We start from the raw sequence: 15,593 nt of genomic DNA, 5'->3' as shown, positions 1-15,593 counted from the left end.
CGCACACGCGGTTCCCACCCCAATTACTCCAACTGACCATCAACTCGTCCCCCAAATTCCACACCATGTAACCAGAACCCGTGACAATTGATTCGGGCCTCTGGTTTGAGCCACCTAATTGCAACTCGTTCGCAACTAGCTTGACGTGCGGGTTGCGATCTGTCAATCTTCTTGCGAATAATTTGCAGTTGCATCTCAGGCGCCTCCTCGCGGGGCTCGAAGACGCAAGGAGGAGAGAGCCGATGAGTTTCCGGTTGGGTCGACGCGCGGCCACAGGTCTTGTTCTGGCGGCGTTGGCCGCCTGCACGTTGCCGGCGATACCGGCCAGCGCGCAAAACGCGTCCAGCAAACCATTCCGGGTGGTGACGACATTCACGGTCATCCAGGACATCGCGCAAAATGTCGCCGGCGACAAAGCGATTGTGGAATCGATCACCAAGCCCGGTGCCGAAATCCATGACTATCAGCCGACGCCGCTCGACATCGTACGCGCGCAATCGGCCGACCTCGTGCTGTGGAACGGCTTCAATCTCGAACGCTGGTTCGAGAAGTTTTTCGACAATGTCAAAGAGGTGCCGAGTGTCATCGTCACCGAAGGCATCGAGCCAATGGGAATTACCGAAGGTCCTTATACCGGCAAACCCAATCCGCATGCCTGGATGTCGCCCTCGAATGCGCTGATCTATGTCGAGAACATTCGAAAGGCGCTGGTGAAATTCGATCCGAAGAACGCCGAGAGCTACAACAAAAACGCTGCCGCCTATTCGGAAAAGATCAAGGCGCTCGACGAACCGTTGCGCAAGAGGCTGTCGGCCATTCCGGAGAACCAGCGCTGGCTGGTGACGAGCGAAGGCGCTTTCAGCTATCTGGCACGCGACTACAAGATGCGCGAAGCCTATCTCTGGCCGATCAATGCGGACGAACAGGGTACGCCGCAACAGGTGCGCAAGGTGATCGATCTTGTTCGCAAGAACAAGATCCCTGTGGTGTTCAGCGAAAGCACGATTTCCGATCGTGCCGCAAAACAGGTGGCGCGAGAAACTGGCGCCCGCTACGGTGGTGTCCTGTATGTGGACTCGCTCAGTGCCGCCAACGGACCCGTGCCGACCTTTCTCGACCTCCTGAATGTCACGGTGGACACCATCGCCAAAGGCTTTGGGAAATGACGAGTTTCAAGCAATGACAGGGTCCGAGAGATGAATGCACCGGCGCAGAGCTTGCAACTTGCTGCCAACCTTGGCGCCAGCATTTCCGTGCGTAACCTCAGCGTCACTTATCCGAACGGCTTCACCGCCGTTCACGATGCCAATTTCCAGCTCGATCCTGGCAGCATCTGCGCCCTGGTCGGCATCAACGGCAGCGGCAAATCGACGATCTTCAAAGCTATTATGGGATTCGTTCGGCCCTCGGCCGGCGAAGTCCGTCTGTGCGGCATGCCCGTCGACGACGCCGTCAAGAAGAACATCGTCGCCTATGTGCCGCAGAGCGAGGACGTGGACTGGAATTTTCCGGTTCTCGTTGAAACTGTGGTGATGATGGGCCGCTACGGCCACATGAATTTCCTGCGCATGCCCTCGCGCGCCGACCGCTACAAGGTGGATGAGGCTTTGGAGCGGGTCGGCATGAGCGCCTACCGCCACCGGCAGATCGGCGAACTGAGCGGCGGGCAAAAGAAACGCGTGTTCCTGGCGCGATCGCTGGCGCAGGAGGGCAAGATCATCCTGCTCGACGAACCGTTCACCGGCGTCGATGTGAAGACCGAGACCGCAATCATCGGCCTTTTGCGCGAGTTGCGCGCGTCCGGTCATCTCATGCTGGTATCGACCCACAATCTCGGCAGCGTCCCGGACTTTTGCGATCAGGTTGTCCTGATCAATCGCACCGTGCTTGCCGCGGGCCCGACCGCCGAAGTGTTCACGCAGAAGAATCTCGAAAAGGCTTTCGGCGGCGTTCTGCGCAACTTCCAGCTCGGCGGACGCGACCTGCATGACGATGACGATGCCCGCAGCGTCACGGTGCTGACCGACGACGAGCGGCCGCTGGTCTTCTACGGCGACCGTCCGGAGAAACGCAAAGAGCCGGACTCCAAATGACCGAGCTTCTCACCGAATTGCTGGTGCCGTTCAGCTACAATTACATGTGGAAGGCGATGTGGGTGAGCGCGCTGGTCGGTGGCGTCTGTGCCTTCCTTTCTGCCTATCTGATGCTGAAGGGCTGGTCGCTGATGGGCGACGCCCTCGGCCATTCGATCGTGCCCGGTGTGGCTGGCGCGTATATCCTCGGTGCGCCCTTTGCCGTCGGGGCTTTCTTTGCTGGCATTCTCGCCTCCTTCGCCATGCAATTCGTCAAGCAGAAGTCGCGCCTGCGTGAGGACGCCGTCATTGGCCTCGTCTTCACGGCGTTGTTCGCGCTCGGATTGCTGATGGCATCGATCTGGCCGACATCGGTCAGCATCCAGACCATCGTGCTCGGCAATATCCTTGCGATTTCCGACGAGGACGTTGTGCAGGTCGCCATCATCGCCGCGGTATCCCTCGCCATCCTGCTGCTGGTCTGGAAGGACCTGATGGTGACTTTCTTCGACGAGAGCCATGCGCGCTCGATCGGCATCAGAACCGGTTTGCTCAAGGTGTTGTTTTTTACCTTGCTCTCGGCTTGTACAGTCGCCGCGCTGCAGACCGTCGGCGCATGTCTCGTGATTGCGATGGTGGTGACGCCCGGCGCCACGGCGTATCTCCTCACCGACCGGTTCGGTCGACTCATCGTCATCAGCGTTGCGCTCGGCGTGATCACCAGTTTCGTCGGCGCCTATATCAGCTATTTCCTCGACGGCGCGACCGGTGGCGTGATCGTCACCTTGCAGACGCTGATCTTCCTCCTCGCCTTCTATTTCGCGCCGAAGCATGGCGTGCTGGCGGCACGGCGCCGCCGCATGGCCGTCACGTCGGGCGCAGCGGCAGAGGGCACGGCATGACCACGCTGATCGATTTCTTCGCAATGCCCCTCGCCTACCCTTTCATGCAACGGGCGCTGGTGGTGTCGCTACTCGTGGCCGCCGTTTGCGCCGTGTTGTCCTGCTACCTCGTCTTGAAGGGCTGGTCGCTGATGGGCGATGCCATCTCGCATGCGGTGCTGCCCGGCATCGTGATTGCGTATGTGCTGAGCATCCCGCTCGCTGTCGGCGCCTTTGTCGCCGGTCTCGCCTGCGCATTGTTCACGGGCTATTTGAAAGAAAACAGCCGGGTGAAGGAGGACACGGTGATGGGCATCGTGTTTTCCGGCATGTTCGGGTTTGGCCTCGTGATCTTCACCAAGGTCGAGACTGAACAGCATCTCAATCACATCCTGTTCGGCAATGTCCTCGGCGTGACGATGCAGGACCTGGTCGAGACCGCCATCGTCGCCGGCGGCACCCTGCTGGTCGTGCTGCTCAAGCGACGCGATCTCCTGCTCTATTGTTTTGATCCCAATCACGCCCGGTCGATCGGCCTGCCGGTACGCGTGCTGCATTACGGACTACTGGTGCTGCTGTCGCTGACCATCGTCGCGTCGCTGAAGGCGGTCGGCATCATCCTCGTGATCGCGATGCTGATCGGACCGGGCGCCACCGCCTATCTCTTGACCGACAGTTTCGAGCGAATGCTGGTGATCGCAACGGCGGTCGCCATGCTATCAGCCGCGCTTGGTACCCTCATCAGCTTCCATATCGATGGCGCGACCGGCGCCTGCATCGTGCTGACGCAGGCGCTGTTCTTCGTCGCGGCTTTTCTGTTTGCACCGAAACGCGGAATTCTCAGGCGGAGTCAATCGCAGCCCGATCAGCCGGCATCCTGATCGTCGCCCTGACCGTAAAACTTCACGCCGAGTTCGATCGGCTCGCGGCCCTGATTGCGGCGATGCTGGTTGGTGTCGCGCAATGAATAGACGCAGCCGCAATATTCCTGCTGATAGAATTCCTCGCGCTTTGAGATCTCGATCATGCGGGCGGCGCCGCCGCCCTTGCGCCAGTTGAAGTCCCAATAGCTGAGACCTTCATAGCGGCCGGCCGCGCGCTTCCCGCAATCGTTGATCTGCGACATGTTCTTCCAGCGCGAGATGCCGAGGGAGGAGGTCATGACCGGGAAGCCGTGTTCGTGCGCGTAAAGCGCCGTGCGTTCGAATCGCATGTCGAAGCACATGGTGCAGCGGATGCCACGCTCCGGTTCCCATTCCATGCCCTTGGCGCGCGCGAACCAGTTGTCCTTGTCGTAATCCGCATCGACGAAGGCGACGCCATGCTTCTCGGCGAAGCGGACATTCTCCTCCTTGCGCAGGAGATATTCGCGCTCCGGATGGATATTCGGATTGTAGAAAAAGATGGTGTAGTCGATGCCGGAGGCCAGCATCGCCTCCATCACCTCGCCGGAACACGGCGCGCAGCAGGAATGCAGCAGCACCTTCTTGTGGCCGCCAGGTGGGATCAGCTCTTTGCGTTCGATCGGAAGCATGGGGCGCCTTTTAGCGGAAACCGCCCAGCCGCGCCACCGTTCCAGAATGGGCGGAAGGAGGCCAAAGCGGCCGAAATCAGCGTGTCGAGGCTGTGGCGGCGAGGATGAGCCGATCGGCCGGAGGCAGATCGAAGCGCGGCGCGATGCCGAGCAGCGGCGCGACCCGGCCGATCACAAGTCCGGCGACCGGCACCGCATTCCAGCCCGATGTCGCATAGCCATGGGTCTCCGGCAGCGGCTGGGGCTCATCCAGCATGATGAGGATGAGGTAGCGCGGCTTGTCGGCCGGCAGCACCGCGGTGAAGCTGGTCAACAGTTTAGTCTTGGAATAGCGGCCGCCGACCACTTTTTCCGCCGTACCGGTCTTGCCGCCGACATAATAGCCTTCGACATCGGCCTTCCTGGCCGAGCCCTTTTCCGCATTGAGCCGCATCAGATAGCGCATGCGGTCGCTGGTTTCCGGCCGGACCACCTGCTTGGCGAGTTCGTTGGCTTCGGCTTCGGTGCGCTTGAGGAAGGTCGGCGGGATCAGCTTGCCGCCATTCATCAGCGCGGAAATGCCCATCACCGCCTGCAACGGCGCAACCGACAGACCATGCCCGAATGCAATCGTGACGGTGTTCAGTTCGCCCCAGCGTTTGGGCACCAGTGGCTCGGCGCTTTCCGGAATTTCCGTGCGCAAGCGGTCAAGCTGCCCCATCCTTTTCAGAAAGGCCTTGTGATGCTCGACGCCGAGCGAGAGCGCCATGCGGGCGGTGCCGATATTCGATGAATAAGTGAAGATTTCCGGCACCGTCAGGATGCGGCGCTGCGCGTGGAAGTCGTTGATGCTGAATTTGCCGTAGCGCAGCGAATGACGGGCATCGAATGACGAACCGAGCGTGATCTTGCCTGAATCCAGCGCCATCGCCACGGTCAGCGCCTTGAAGGTCGATCCCATTTCGAACACGCCGGTCGTCAGACGATTGATGCGATCTTTGTCCAGCGCTTCCCGCGGATCGTTCGGATCGTAATCCGGCACGGACACCATTGAGACGATCTCGCCGGTATTGACGTCGGTGATCAGTCCGGCTGCAGCCTTAGCCTTGTATTTCGTCCGCGCCGCAATCAGTTCCGAACGCAAGGCGTGTTGGACGCGAAGATCGACGGCAAGCTGGACAGGCTCCTGCTGCCGGTCGCTGGCAAAGCCAAGCGAATGCAGGTCGGCAAGGCCGCGCGCATCGAGCCATTTCTCGATGCCGGCGATGCCCTGATTGTCGATATTCACATGGCCGATGACATGCGACACGGCGGGACCGTTTGGATAGACACGCTTGTTCTCGGAGCGAAAGCCAATGCCGGGAATGCCAAGCCGATGGATCTGCCGCTGCTGCTCCTTGGTGATCTCGCGCTTGAGCCACACAAACCCGCGCTTGGACGAGAGCCGCTCGCGCAATTCATTGGCGTTGAGATCGGGGACCGTGGCGGTCAGCAGCTCCACAGCCTCATCGACGTCGATGATGCGGCGCGGCTCGCCGAACAGTGACGGCATGCGCACATCGGTGGCCAACACTTCGCCGTTACGATCCTGAATATCCGGCCGCGCGGTTGCGATGATGTCGCCACCGCCGCGGCGCCCCCCCTGGGCATCGGACGTCGACGCAAGATAAACGAGGCGCCCGCAAATGATTGTGTAGATGCAGGCAAAGGCGAGAATCGCCAGCCCAACCCGCGCGCGGCCTTTGGCATCGCGATCAACATTGCCGTAAAGCAGCCGATTGACGAGGCTGAGTTTCGGCTTTGCCGGGTTGGGCTTTGCGCTGTCAGTCATCGTTGGTTTCGCCCTCCGGTCGACCCAGTCGGGATATCCTTCTCCTGTTCGATGCTGAGAAGCGCCCCGATCGGATCGGGCTCATCGGCAAAAAGCGGCGGCTTTGGACGCTCGGGCAGATTCGCGAATTGATCGAACTGCCGTGCATCCGTGGCTTTCAACGGCAAATGCCGCTGTGCAAGCCCCTCAATGCGATCAGGCGAATCGAGCTTCGCCCATTCGGCACGCAATGCGGCAATGGCATCGCGCTCGCGGCGGATTTCGCCGCGGATCCTGGCGAGACGCTCGGCCTGCATGGTGGATTCGAATTTGATGTCATAGACGTAAGTCGCAGCCGCAATCATCGCGACAATGACGCAGAAATGAATGATGCGGATGATCATCGGCCGCCTCTCATCGCATCGTCGAGTGACGGCAAGCGTGGCAGGAGATCGCCGATATCGCTTTCACGGGCCGGCACATCGGTCCGCTCGGCGGCGCGCAATTTTGCCGAGCGGGCGCGCGGATTGGCTGCGATCTCGGCATCATCGGCGACCACTGGCTTTTTCGTGAGCGCGGTGAAGGTCGGCTCCGGACCGTGGACTTCCGGTGCGTGACGCGAGCCGGCAACGACGCGGCTGTGTTCGGCCAGGAACATCTTGACGATACGATCTTCCAGCGAGTGAAACGAAACGACGACCAGCCGTCCGCCGGGCCTGAGAATCCGCTCCGCCGCCGACAGCGCCACGGCGAGTTCCGACAATTCCTCATTGATGAAGATACGCAGCGCCTGGAATGTCCGCGTTGCCGGGTGAATCGCACCGGGTTTCGCGCGCACCACGCGCTCGATGATCGCGACAAGCTCTTTCGTGGTGCGGATCGGCGCCTCGGCGCGCGCACGGACGATGGCACGGGCAATGCCGCGGGCGAAACGCTCCTCGCCGAGGATGGAGATGATGAACGAGAGATCGCGCTCGGATGCTGCGGCGACAAGATCGGCCGCACTCGGCCCGGCGCCGCCCATGCGCATGTCGAGCGGCGCATCGAAGCGGAACGAGAAGCCACGTTCGGCCTCGTCGAATTGCATGGACGAGACGCCGATATCGAGCACCACGCCATCGACGGCATCATAACCCGCAGAACGCACGACCTCGTCGAGATTGGAGAAGCGGTCCTCGATCAGGGTCAGCCGGCCATCCGATTGCGCCACCAGATCGGCGCCACGCACGATCGCGCTATGGTCGCGATCAATGCCGATGACCCTGCAACCGGCGGCCGCGAGTATCGCCCGGCTATAGCCGCCTGCGCCGAAGGTGCCGTCGATATAGATGCCGCCGTCACGCGGCGAGAGATAATGCAGCGCCGGTTGAGCGAGCACGGGAATGTGCCGGGCCAGTCCGCCATCGACAGCGTTTCCGCTGTCGCGGCCCGTCATCATTCCCGTGCCCCTTGCGGGTCTACCGCACGCTCGGCGCCCAACCGCTTGCGCAACGCCCGCATCTTTCCGGTGGCCTCGGAAAGGCGGGCGCTGAAGCGATCCGGCGCCCAGATCTGGAACTTGTGGCCAAGACCCACGAACGCCGCCGCGTCCATGATCCCGGCATGATCTTTCAACTGTTCGCTGAGGGTCACACGGCCCTCCGTATCGATCTTCAAAGTCTCGCTGGTCCCGTAGAGCGCCGTCGCGAATTGCTCCCGCTCGTCCGAGAATGGCGGAAACCGGCCGATCAAATCCTCGATCTCGGCCATCAGCGCACGACCGCCCGCTTCGACCGCCGGCCGGTCCAACGCCGGATAGCAGAACAGCGCCTCGCCGCCCTCCTGCGCCAGAACCGCACGGAAGGACGCCGGTACCGAGATCCGGCCCTTCGAATCGAGCCGAAGAATGAAGTGGGAGAAAAACCGGTCCAATGAGCGTTCCATGAAGCCCGCCGCGCCGGGATGGGACTATATGGGCTATCATGGGAGCAAATGGGCGTCAATGGAAACGGGCTGGGCCGCGCACGGTGACGCAGCATCCGTCTCATTGAGCCCTGTTATGCTTAAAGAAGGTTAAAGCCGGGTCCGACTTCGACATCGATGAGGACATTTTCTCCCGCACGGGAAAAGCACCTCACCGCCCGTCCTTGACTCGCCCAAGGGCATTTTGTTCCGCGAAATTCAAGCGCGCTGGCGTTCGGCTTTTTCAGACGAAATAGCGTGCTCGTGAGTCACAATTCCACCATGTCTCGGAACGCCCGCTTCCGACATGCGTTGCTCCTCGGCATTCGCGTATCGCGCATCGTCCCACCGCGACGTTTGCGCGGTCCGGGTTGTTTGAATTCGCAATGAAGGAGGCGATGCATGTTGAAGAAACTCATGATCACAACGGCGTTGGGTACGATGGTGATCGGCGCTGCCGCAGCGCAAACACCATCATCATCGGATACAACGACTGCTCCGACAGCCAGCACAACGGCGCCGGCCAGCGGCGATGCAAAGTTTATCAATTCGCAGAGCCCCGACCAATGGCTGTCATCGAGCTTCATCGGCGTGGACGTAATCGGTCCGGATGACGCGAAGATCGGCGATGTGGCCGACATCCTGTTCGACAAGAACGGTAATGTCGTCGGTTATATTGTCGGCGTCGGCGGCTTCCTCGGGATCGGCGCGAAGAATGTCGCGCTTGCTCCGTCCTCGTTCCAGGTGATGCCAGCCGCTGCCGGCACGACCGGCTCGACGACAGGCACTACCGCAAGTTCGGATGACGTGAAGCTGAAGCTGAATATGACCAAGGATCAGTTGCAGCAGGCCGCGTCATTTGAATCCAAGCGCGAGCAGGATGCGAAAGCCCGGGCCGCGTCGCAGCCGGCTCCAGGTGGTGGCGGCACGAGCCGCCCCGCGCCGAAATAAAGCAACATCAAAGTGAGCGTCAGTAACGCTTCGGTGGCCGGTCTCCGACCGGCCACCTCTTTGCGTGCACAATCCAGGAATATGGCCCTTAAGAAACCAGGCGTTACAATTTCGCCTCAATAGGCAGCGCAAAACCGACCGATGAGTTTCGAACCCGACACCATGCTGGTCCATGAGGTCGTGCCGTCGCCCAATCACGGCGAGCGTGCCGGCGGTCGGCATCCCGACATGCTGCTGCTTCATTATACCGGCATGACCAGTGCGGACGCCGCGCTCAAGCGATTGTGCTCGCCGGATTCGGACGTCTCCTGTCACTACTTCATCACCGAGGAAGGGCGCATCATTCAATGCGTGCCGGAGCAGCGCCGCGCTTGGCACGCCGGCGAAGGATCGTGGGCCGGCGAGACGGATATCAATTCATCCTCGATCGGTATCGAGATCGTCAATCCGGGACATGACTATGGTTATCCGGATTTTCCCCGCCGGCAGATCGCAGCGGTGGCGGCCTTGAGCCGTGCCATCCTGCGCCGGCGTGCCATCAAGCCGGAACGTGTTCTCGCTCACTCCGATACCGCGCCGTCACGAAAGCAGGACCCCGGCGAAAAATTCCCGTGGATGACGCTGCATCATTCCGGCGTCGGCCATTGGGTGAAGCCGGGACCGATCAAGCCGGGGCCGAGTTTCGAACTGGGCGACAGCAACGATGCGATCCGCAGCTTTCAGGCGGCCCTGCATGACTATGGTTACGCCGTCCCCGTCACCGGCGTTTTCGATCAGCAAACGCACGATGTCGTGGTCGCCTTCCAGCGTCATTTCCGTCCCGCCCTTTGCGACGGGCGGCTCGATTCATCGACGCTCGTCACATTGCGGATGCTGCTGGAAACCATGAAAGGCCATCGGCTGCCGTTCGTCGAACCCAACATCCCGCTGGCGCCGTAAGCCAACGATCAGCTTTCGCCGACGGCGTCCCGCGTTCAGGGTTGACGACGGTGCCTTTCATCCCCATTCCTCTCACCGTCAGTCGACCGGACGGCCGCTCCGCCAAAATTCCGAAAGGATGATCCCGAAAGGGCGGCGGGGAGGAAAGTCCGGGCTCCACGGACGAACGGTGCCGGATAACGTCCGGCGGGTGTGTCTTCCGCCCAAAGCGGCAGACGGGCTTAGGGAAAGTGCCACAGAAAAGCAGACCGCCTCGGGCGCGTTGCGTACCAGCCTGCGGCAAGGGTGAAACGGTGCGGCAAGAGCGCACCGCGTTTCCGGCAACGGAAACGGCACGGTAAACCCCACCGGGAGCAAAACCGAATAGGAGCGGTGCGAGGGCAAAGGCTTGCCTTTGTCCTTGGGTCCGTCCGGACCAGCCGCTCGGGTAGGTTGCTTGAGGCGCCGGGCAACCGGCGTCCCAGACGAATGGCCGTCACGTTCGCCGCGCAAGCGGCGAGCCATACAGAACCCGGCTTACAGGTCGGCTGATGACGTTGAAGAGGGCTCGGTGCCGAAACGCACCGGGCCCTCGCCAATTTCGTGATGTGAAGTGTAACCACGCATAAGCGCTGTGCGCGCGCCGCACTGGCCGGATGTGGCAATCGCCGCTACACGCCGCATCGTCATGCTGTCCAATAAACAAAATTTCGGATTGCTTCTGGGCCTGCTCGGCGTCTGCCTCTTTGCAGCAACTTTGCCGGCCACCAGGATTGCATTGTTCGATACCAATCCCTGGTTTCTGACATCAATCCGCGCCGTGATTGCGGGTCTCGCCGGCGTAACGATGCTGATCGTGACGCGTCGGCGCTTGCCGCCACGCGACGCGATTCCGCTATTGATCGTTTGCGCATCGATGGTCGTGCTTGGCTTTCCGCTCGCCGTCGCAATCGCGATGGTGACGGTGCCGTCCTCCCATGGCGGCGTCATCATGGGAATTCTGCCGCTGGCCACCGCTGCGGCGGCAGCGGTCATCCAGCACGAACGCCCCAGCCCTGGTTTCTGGATCGCTGCGGTGATCGGCTCTGCCCTCGTGATGACGTTTGCGCTCTATCGCAGCGGTGGACATACACTCTCCCCCGGTGACGCATTTCTGCTGGTCGCCGTCGTCTGCGGTGGGATCGGTTACACGCTGTCCGGCCGGCTCAGCGGCATCATGCCCGGCTGGGAGGTGATTTCCTGGGTCGTCACCTTCTCGCTGCCGGTCGCGCTGGTGGCAACCGCACTGACCTGGCCGGACAATATCGGCGCTATCACCACCCGCGGCTGGACGGCCATTCTCTATGTCGGGCTGGTCGCCCAGTACTCCGCCTTCTTCCTGTGGAACGCCGCCATGGCTATGGGCGGCATTGCGCGGGTCGGACAGATCTCGCTACTGCAGCCGTTCTTTGTCGTTCTTATCGCCGCGACTTTTGCCGGTGAAGAACTCGACTGGCAGACGTTATTCTTTGCCGCTGCGGTCGTGGTCACCGTCGCCATCGGCACGCGGATGCGGGTCGCTGCTCCCACCCGACGCCGCCGCTCAGGCCTGCATAAACCTTGATATAGCTCCCCGGCCAGCGGCTCACCTGCTGTATGATCCAAGAATGGATCCGCTGAAAGCGCCTGGCTCCTCGAAGCAGAAGCCCTCGAAGCTATCGTTGCTCGGCCCTGGATTGATCACCGGCGCAGCCGATGACGATCCGTCCGGCATTGCGACCTATTCCCAGGCGGGCGCTCAATTCGGTTTCGGGCTGCTCTGGACCGTCTTTCTCACCACGCCCTTCATGATCGCCATCCAGCTGGTCAGCGCCAATATCGGCCGCACCACGGGCAAAGGCATCGCCGCCAATGCCAAAGCCCTCTATGGCCGCAACATCCTGTTTGGCCTTGTCGCGCTGCTATTGATCGCCAATGTCATCAACATTGCGGCCGACATCGCGGCGATGGCGGAAGCGGCTTACCTTGTCGTCGGTGGGCTGCAGCACGAACATGCGCTGATCTTCGCCGCGATGTCGGTGCTGCTGCAGGTGTTCGTGCGCTATCGGCATTATGCACCATTCCTGAAATGGCTGACGCTCGTTCTGTTTCTCTATGTCGGCGTCGTCTTCACCGTGACGATTCCGTGGGACCAAGTGATCCTCGGCACTTTTCTGCCGCGTATCGAACTGACCTCGGACTATTTCACGTTGCTGGTCGCCGTGCTTGGCACCACGATCAGCCCCTATCTCTTCTTCTGGCAAGCCTCGCAGGAAGTGGAAGACATGAAGCGCCGGCACCACAAGCGTCCGCTTAACACATTGACGCGTGGTGGCGGCAACGAAATGCGGCGCATGAAGATCGATACGACCGCCGGCATGATCTTCTCGAACGCGGTCGCCTATTTCATCATGCTGACCACGGCAGCAACGCTGCACGCGCATGGCATCACCAACATTGATACCGCCGCCGATGCCGCGCAAGCGCTGCGGCCAATCGCCGGCGATCTGGCGTTTTTTCTGTTCGCTCTTGGCATTATCGGCACCGGGTTGCTGGCGATCCCGGTTCTGGCAGGATCTGCAGCCTATGCGGTGGCCGAACTGTATGAATGGCCCTCATCGCTGGAAGCGAGACTGCCACGGGCATTGGGCTTTTACAGCATCATCGCCGCCGCAACGGCGATCGGCTTCGGCCTGACCTTCACGCCCATCAATCCGATCCGCATGTTGATCTGGAGCGCCGTTATCAACGGGGTCATTGCGGTGCCGATCATGATCATGATGATGCTGATCATCTCGCACGAAGGCGCGATGGGGCGCTTTCGCGCAAATCGCAGGCTCACAATCACCGGCTGGGGTGCGACTGCGTTGATGGGCGCCACCGTTGTCGCTATGATCGTGTCGATGCTGGTCTGAACCGCCGCAAGGCAGGCGATGCGGGAAGAGGCCTGTTAGGCCGCAACGCCGTCGTCTGGATTCGTATCGCGGTGGCGGCGCGCGCGCCAACGGGCCGTCTGCAGACGCTCGGGAATGCCAAGCAGCGCATCGAGGAAGCCGGACAATTGCTGCCCGCGCGCAAGCTCGCGGTCGAGCGCCGACATGGTCCGGGCAAGACCCGGATCGTCATCCTCTACCCAAGTGGAAACAACGCGCGCATACGACAAGGCCAACCCTTGTGCCCGGACGATACCTCGCGGTCCCGCGGTGGAAATGCCGGCCGCCGTCAGCATCCAGCTCATCGAGCGCGCCGTAAAACTGTTCAGGGCCAGTGCAAGTGGCGGATCGCGAAAGCTCGACCGCAATAGCGAGCGGATCGCCGCCTTGTGCGGCGCAAGCGCTTCCAGCCGACGCATCAGAATGTCGAACAGCTTTTCGCGCACGGGCTCCTCGTCCATGTCCGACATGTCCGCCGCCAGGACCTGCCGGTCGATCTCCTTCGTATAAGCTGCGACGATCGCGATGACCGACGAAAACTCTTCCCGCAGATCGGCGAGCGATACCCCGGCTTGTTTCGCGACATCGCCCAGCCCGATGCGCTCGATCGGATGTACGGCCAGCAATGCCAGTAACGCCTCGATGATTTGGCTGCGGCGGGATGTAGGCGTGACAATGCCTTCAGTCATGGCGCTCTCCTGATCGTCTAGTGCACCGTTTTCGAAGTTCGTGCCGTATCCGCAGCAATCTCATACACGACTTCGGAAACAAAGGTGCACTAGCAAGTCGATGTTTCTAGTGCCGCTTTGATTTTGAAGTTCCCGATAGAGCTTGCTGCAAACGGCGCAGAAACTTCGAAATCGCGGCGCTAGTGTCAATGTAATGCGCCGAAGGCGGCACTTCCATGACTGCACTTCCATGACTGTGGAACTGCACTAACCGATAGCTGACAGAGAAATACGCATTAGCCGGCCAGGTCCCGCGACCGTTTTGTCGCGGCCGCCACGGCGTCCCGCATCAAGGGATCGAGGCCGCCATCGCCCTGCATCAGCACTTCGAGCGCGGCCGCCGTTGTGCCTCCGGGCGAGGTGACATTCTTTCGCAAGGTGGCGGCATCCAGCGAGGAGCGATGCAGCAATTCGCCGGCCCCTGCCACCGTTTCACGCGCCAGCGTCGCGGCGAGACCTTCCGGTAAACCGGCCGCCACGCCAGCCCGGGCCAACGCCTCGGCGAGCAGGAAAACATAGGCGGGGCCGGATCCCGACACCGCCGTCACCGCATCCATCAGGCTTTCGTCTGAAATCCATTCCACCGCGCCGGAGGCTGCGAGAAGCGCATGCGCGCGCTGCTTCTGCTCCGCCGTCACAGCGGCGTTCGGAACGGCAACGGTGATGCCTCGGCCGATCGCTGCTGGTGTGTTTGGCATGGCGCGGATGATGGCAGCATTCGGCATCGCCGATTGCAGAAAGCCCAAAGTCTTGCCGGCCATGATCGAAAGCACCAGCGTGCCCGGTTCGACCGATGCGGCAATACTGGACATGACCTCGGCAGCGACCTGTGGCTTCACCGCCAGCACAATGGTGGCGATGTTCGACACCGCACCGGCTGGCGGATTCAGGGCAATGCCCTTTTGCGACAGCGCGATCATCTCCGGCGACGGCTGCGGTTCGATCACCACGACGTTCCGCGGATCGAGGCCAAGCGCGAGCCAGCCTTCCAGCATCGCGCTGCCCATCTTGCCAGCGCCGATCAGCGCCAGAATGCCGATATTGTCGAGACGGGTCGTTTCGGATTTTGTCGTCATAGTATGTGTCCGCTCGTCCCCGCGAAGGCGGGGACCCAGAGCGACATCATATGCTGGATTCACGCAAGCGCGGGAATGACCGGGGAAACTGGTTTACGCTTCGCCCGAGGTCTCGAACATGGCGGCGTCGAGCGCCTCGCGCGCCGACTTGCCGGCCCAGAGCACGAACTGGAACGCCGGAAAGTAACGCTCGCATGTGTCGAGCGCGGTCCCCAGCACAGCCTTGCATTGTTCGTCGGACGGCTCGACCCCTCCTGACAGGACGAGCGCATGGCGGAACATCACCATGCCGTCGTCCGGCCAGAGGTCGAAATGGCCGATCCACATCTGTTCGTTCATGTGCGCGATGAGTTGCTGCACTTCGCCGCGCCGGCGCTCGGCCATCTTCACATCGAAGGCGCAGGCCAGATGCAGCGCCTCGAGATTATCCATCCAGGTGAACGACACCTGATAGTCGTTCCACTTGCCCTTGATGAGAATATTGATCTCGTCATCGCAGGCGCGCTCGAAGGCCCAGTCATTGACCGAAGCCATCCGTTCGACGACATCGAGCGGATTCATCCGCACACCAGATTCGATTTCCATCAGTGGCATTTTTCCGCCTTTACCTGCCGCTTGCGAGGTCGCTCAGCGCTCAGTCAACGCACGCGCACCACACGCAACTGAACGTCCCAACAGGGGACTTTCTGACGCAGGCCAAGCCGGAACCGGCAGATTGACTCGCGATCGCCGAATCACTTGGCGCTTCGACT

Annotated in this window: 16 protein-coding genes and 1 other RNA gene; 9 read left to right on the top strand and 8 right to left on the bottom strand. The window is 61.3% G+C overall.

What is annotated here, in order from left to right; all coding sequences use genetic code 11:
• The first annotated feature begins 242 nt into the window (after positions 1–242).
• From CAK95_RS13610 to CAK95_RS13595, 4 genes are read left to right on the top strand one after another with little or no spacing between them, the layout of a single operon-like run.
• Positions 243–1,166, top strand: coding sequence for a metal ABC transporter substrate-binding protein (locus CAK95_RS13610; protein ID WP_086088403.1), 924 nt, complete (start codon positions 243–245; stop codon positions 1,164–1,166).
• Positions 1,167–1,196: 30 nt separating this feature from the next.
• A complete protein-coding gene (locus CAK95_RS13605) occupies positions 1,197–2,093 on the top strand; it encodes a manganese/iron ABC transporter ATP-binding protein (RefSeq protein ID WP_086088402.1) in 897 nt (298 codons plus the stop codon).
• The gene (locus CAK95_RS13600; RefSeq protein ID WP_086088401.1) at positions 2,090–2,974 is read left to right on the top strand and encodes a metal ABC transporter permease; all 885 of its coding nucleotides are present in this window, start codon (positions 2,090–2,092) and stop codon (positions 2,972–2,974) included. The genes CAK95_RS13605 and CAK95_RS13600 overlap by 4 nt, the downstream gene beginning before the upstream one ends.
• On the top strand, positions 2,971–3,834 hold the full coding sequence (locus CAK95_RS13595) for a metal ABC transporter permease (protein WP_086088400.1): 864 nt from the start codon (positions 2,971–2,973) through the stop codon (positions 3,832–3,834). The genes CAK95_RS13600 and CAK95_RS13595 overlap by 4 nt, the downstream gene beginning before the upstream one ends.
• On the opposite strand, the gene CAK95_RS13590 is transcribed toward CAK95_RS13595, so the two are convergent.
• From CAK95_RS13590 to CAK95_RS13570, 5 genes are all read right to left on the bottom strand, one after another.
• A complete protein-coding gene (locus tag CAK95_RS13590) occupies positions 3,819–4,487 on the bottom strand; it encodes an epoxyqueuosine reductase QueH (RefSeq protein ID WP_086088399.1) in 669 nt (222 codons plus the stop codon). The two genes, CAK95_RS13595 and CAK95_RS13590, sit on opposite strands and share 16 nt — an antisense overlap.
• A 76-nt stretch (positions 4,488–4,563) precedes the next feature.
• On the bottom strand, positions 4,564–6,297 hold the full coding sequence (locus CAK95_RS13585; RefSeq protein WP_086088398.1) for a peptidoglycan D,D-transpeptidase FtsI family protein: 1,734 nt from the start codon (positions 6,295–6,297) through the stop codon (positions 4,564–4,566).
• Positions 6,294–6,674 carry a cell division protein FtsL gene (ftsL, locus tag CAK95_RS13580; RefSeq protein ID WP_183044276.1) on the bottom strand — a complete coding sequence of 127 codons (381 nt, stop codon included), beginning with the start codon at positions 6,672–6,674 and terminating at the stop codon, positions 6,294–6,296. Before ftsL ends, CAK95_RS13585 begins: the two co-directional genes overlap by 4 nt.
• A gap of 2 nt (positions 6,675–6,676) precedes the next feature.
• Positions 6,677–7,711 (bottom strand): 16S rRNA (cytosine(1402)-N(4))-methyltransferase RsmH, encoded by a 1,035-nt coding sequence (gene rsmH / locus CAK95_RS13575; RefSeq protein ID WP_086091400.1) that lies wholly within the window; start codon positions 7,709–7,711, stop codon positions 6,677–6,679.
• Positions 7,711–8,199 carry a division/cell wall cluster transcriptional repressor MraZ gene (locus CAK95_RS13570; protein ID WP_425349687.1) on the bottom strand — a complete coding sequence of 163 codons (489 nt, stop codon included), beginning with the start codon at positions 8,197–8,199 and terminating at the stop codon, positions 7,711–7,713. Before CAK95_RS13570 ends, rsmH begins: the two co-directional genes overlap by 1 nt.
• Positions 8,200–8,619: 420 nt before the next feature.
• On the opposite strand from CAK95_RS13570, the gene CAK95_RS13565 reads away from it, so the two are divergent.
• From CAK95_RS13565 to CAK95_RS13545, 5 genes are all read left to right on the top strand, one after another.
• Positions 8,620–9,168 (top strand): PRC-barrel domain-containing protein, encoded by a 549-nt coding sequence (locus tag CAK95_RS13565; protein ID WP_086088397.1) that lies wholly within the window; start codon positions 8,620–8,622, stop codon positions 9,166–9,168.
• A 141-nt stretch (positions 9,169–9,309) separates the two neighbouring features.
• Positions 9,310–10,107: a peptidoglycan recognition protein family protein gene (locus tag CAK95_RS13560; protein ID WP_086088396.1), complete on the top strand. Its 798-nt coding sequence runs from the start codon at positions 9,310–9,312 to the stop codon at positions 10,105–10,107.
• Between the two features lie 78 nt (positions 10,108–10,185).
• Positions 10,186–10,642, top strand: an RNA gene (rnpB, locus tag CAK95_RS13555) — RNase P RNA component class A.
• Between the two features lie 78 nt (positions 10,643–10,720).
• Positions 10,721–11,689: a DMT family transporter gene (locus CAK95_RS13550; protein WP_086088395.1), complete on the top strand. Its 969-nt coding sequence runs from the start codon at positions 10,721–10,723 to the stop codon at positions 11,687–11,689.
• Positions 11,690–11,732: 43 nt separating this feature from the next.
• Positions 11,733–13,019, top strand: a complete 1,287-nt coding sequence (locus tag CAK95_RS13545) for an NRAMP family divalent metal transporter (RefSeq protein ID WP_086088394.1) — start codon at positions 11,733–11,735, stop codon at positions 13,017–13,019.
• A 35-nt stretch (positions 13,020–13,054) separates the two neighbouring features.
• Here CAK95_RS13545 and CAK95_RS13540 read toward each other — a convergent pair whose 3' ends face one another.
• The 3 genes from CAK95_RS13540 to CAK95_RS13530 form a co-directional block, all read right to left on the bottom strand.
• Positions 13,055–13,726: a TetR/AcrR family transcriptional regulator gene (locus CAK95_RS13540; protein ID WP_183044262.1), complete on the bottom strand. Its 672-nt coding sequence runs from the start codon at positions 13,724–13,726 to the stop codon at positions 13,055–13,057.
• 275 nt (positions 13,727–14,001) lie between these two features.
• Positions 14,002–14,841: a pyrroline-5-carboxylate reductase gene (proC, locus tag CAK95_RS13535; RefSeq protein ID WP_086088393.1), complete on the bottom strand. Its 840-nt coding sequence runs from the start codon at positions 14,839–14,841 to the stop codon at positions 14,002–14,004.
• Positions 14,842–14,934: 93 nt separating this feature from the next.
• Complete coding sequence (locus CAK95_RS13530; RefSeq protein ID WP_086088392.1) at positions 14,935–15,435, bottom strand: type III secretion system chaperone family protein; 501 nt, start codon at positions 15,433–15,435, stop codon at positions 14,935–14,937.
• Between the last annotated feature and the right edge of the window lie 158 nt (positions 15,436–15,593).

This window comes from Pseudorhodoplanes sinuspersici, from assembly GCF_002119765.1.
Lineage (GTDB): Bacteria > Pseudomonadota > Alphaproteobacteria > Rhizobiales > Xanthobacteraceae > Pseudorhodoplanes > Pseudorhodoplanes sinuspersici.
This window is presented reverse-complemented; position numbering and strand designations above follow the sequence as displayed.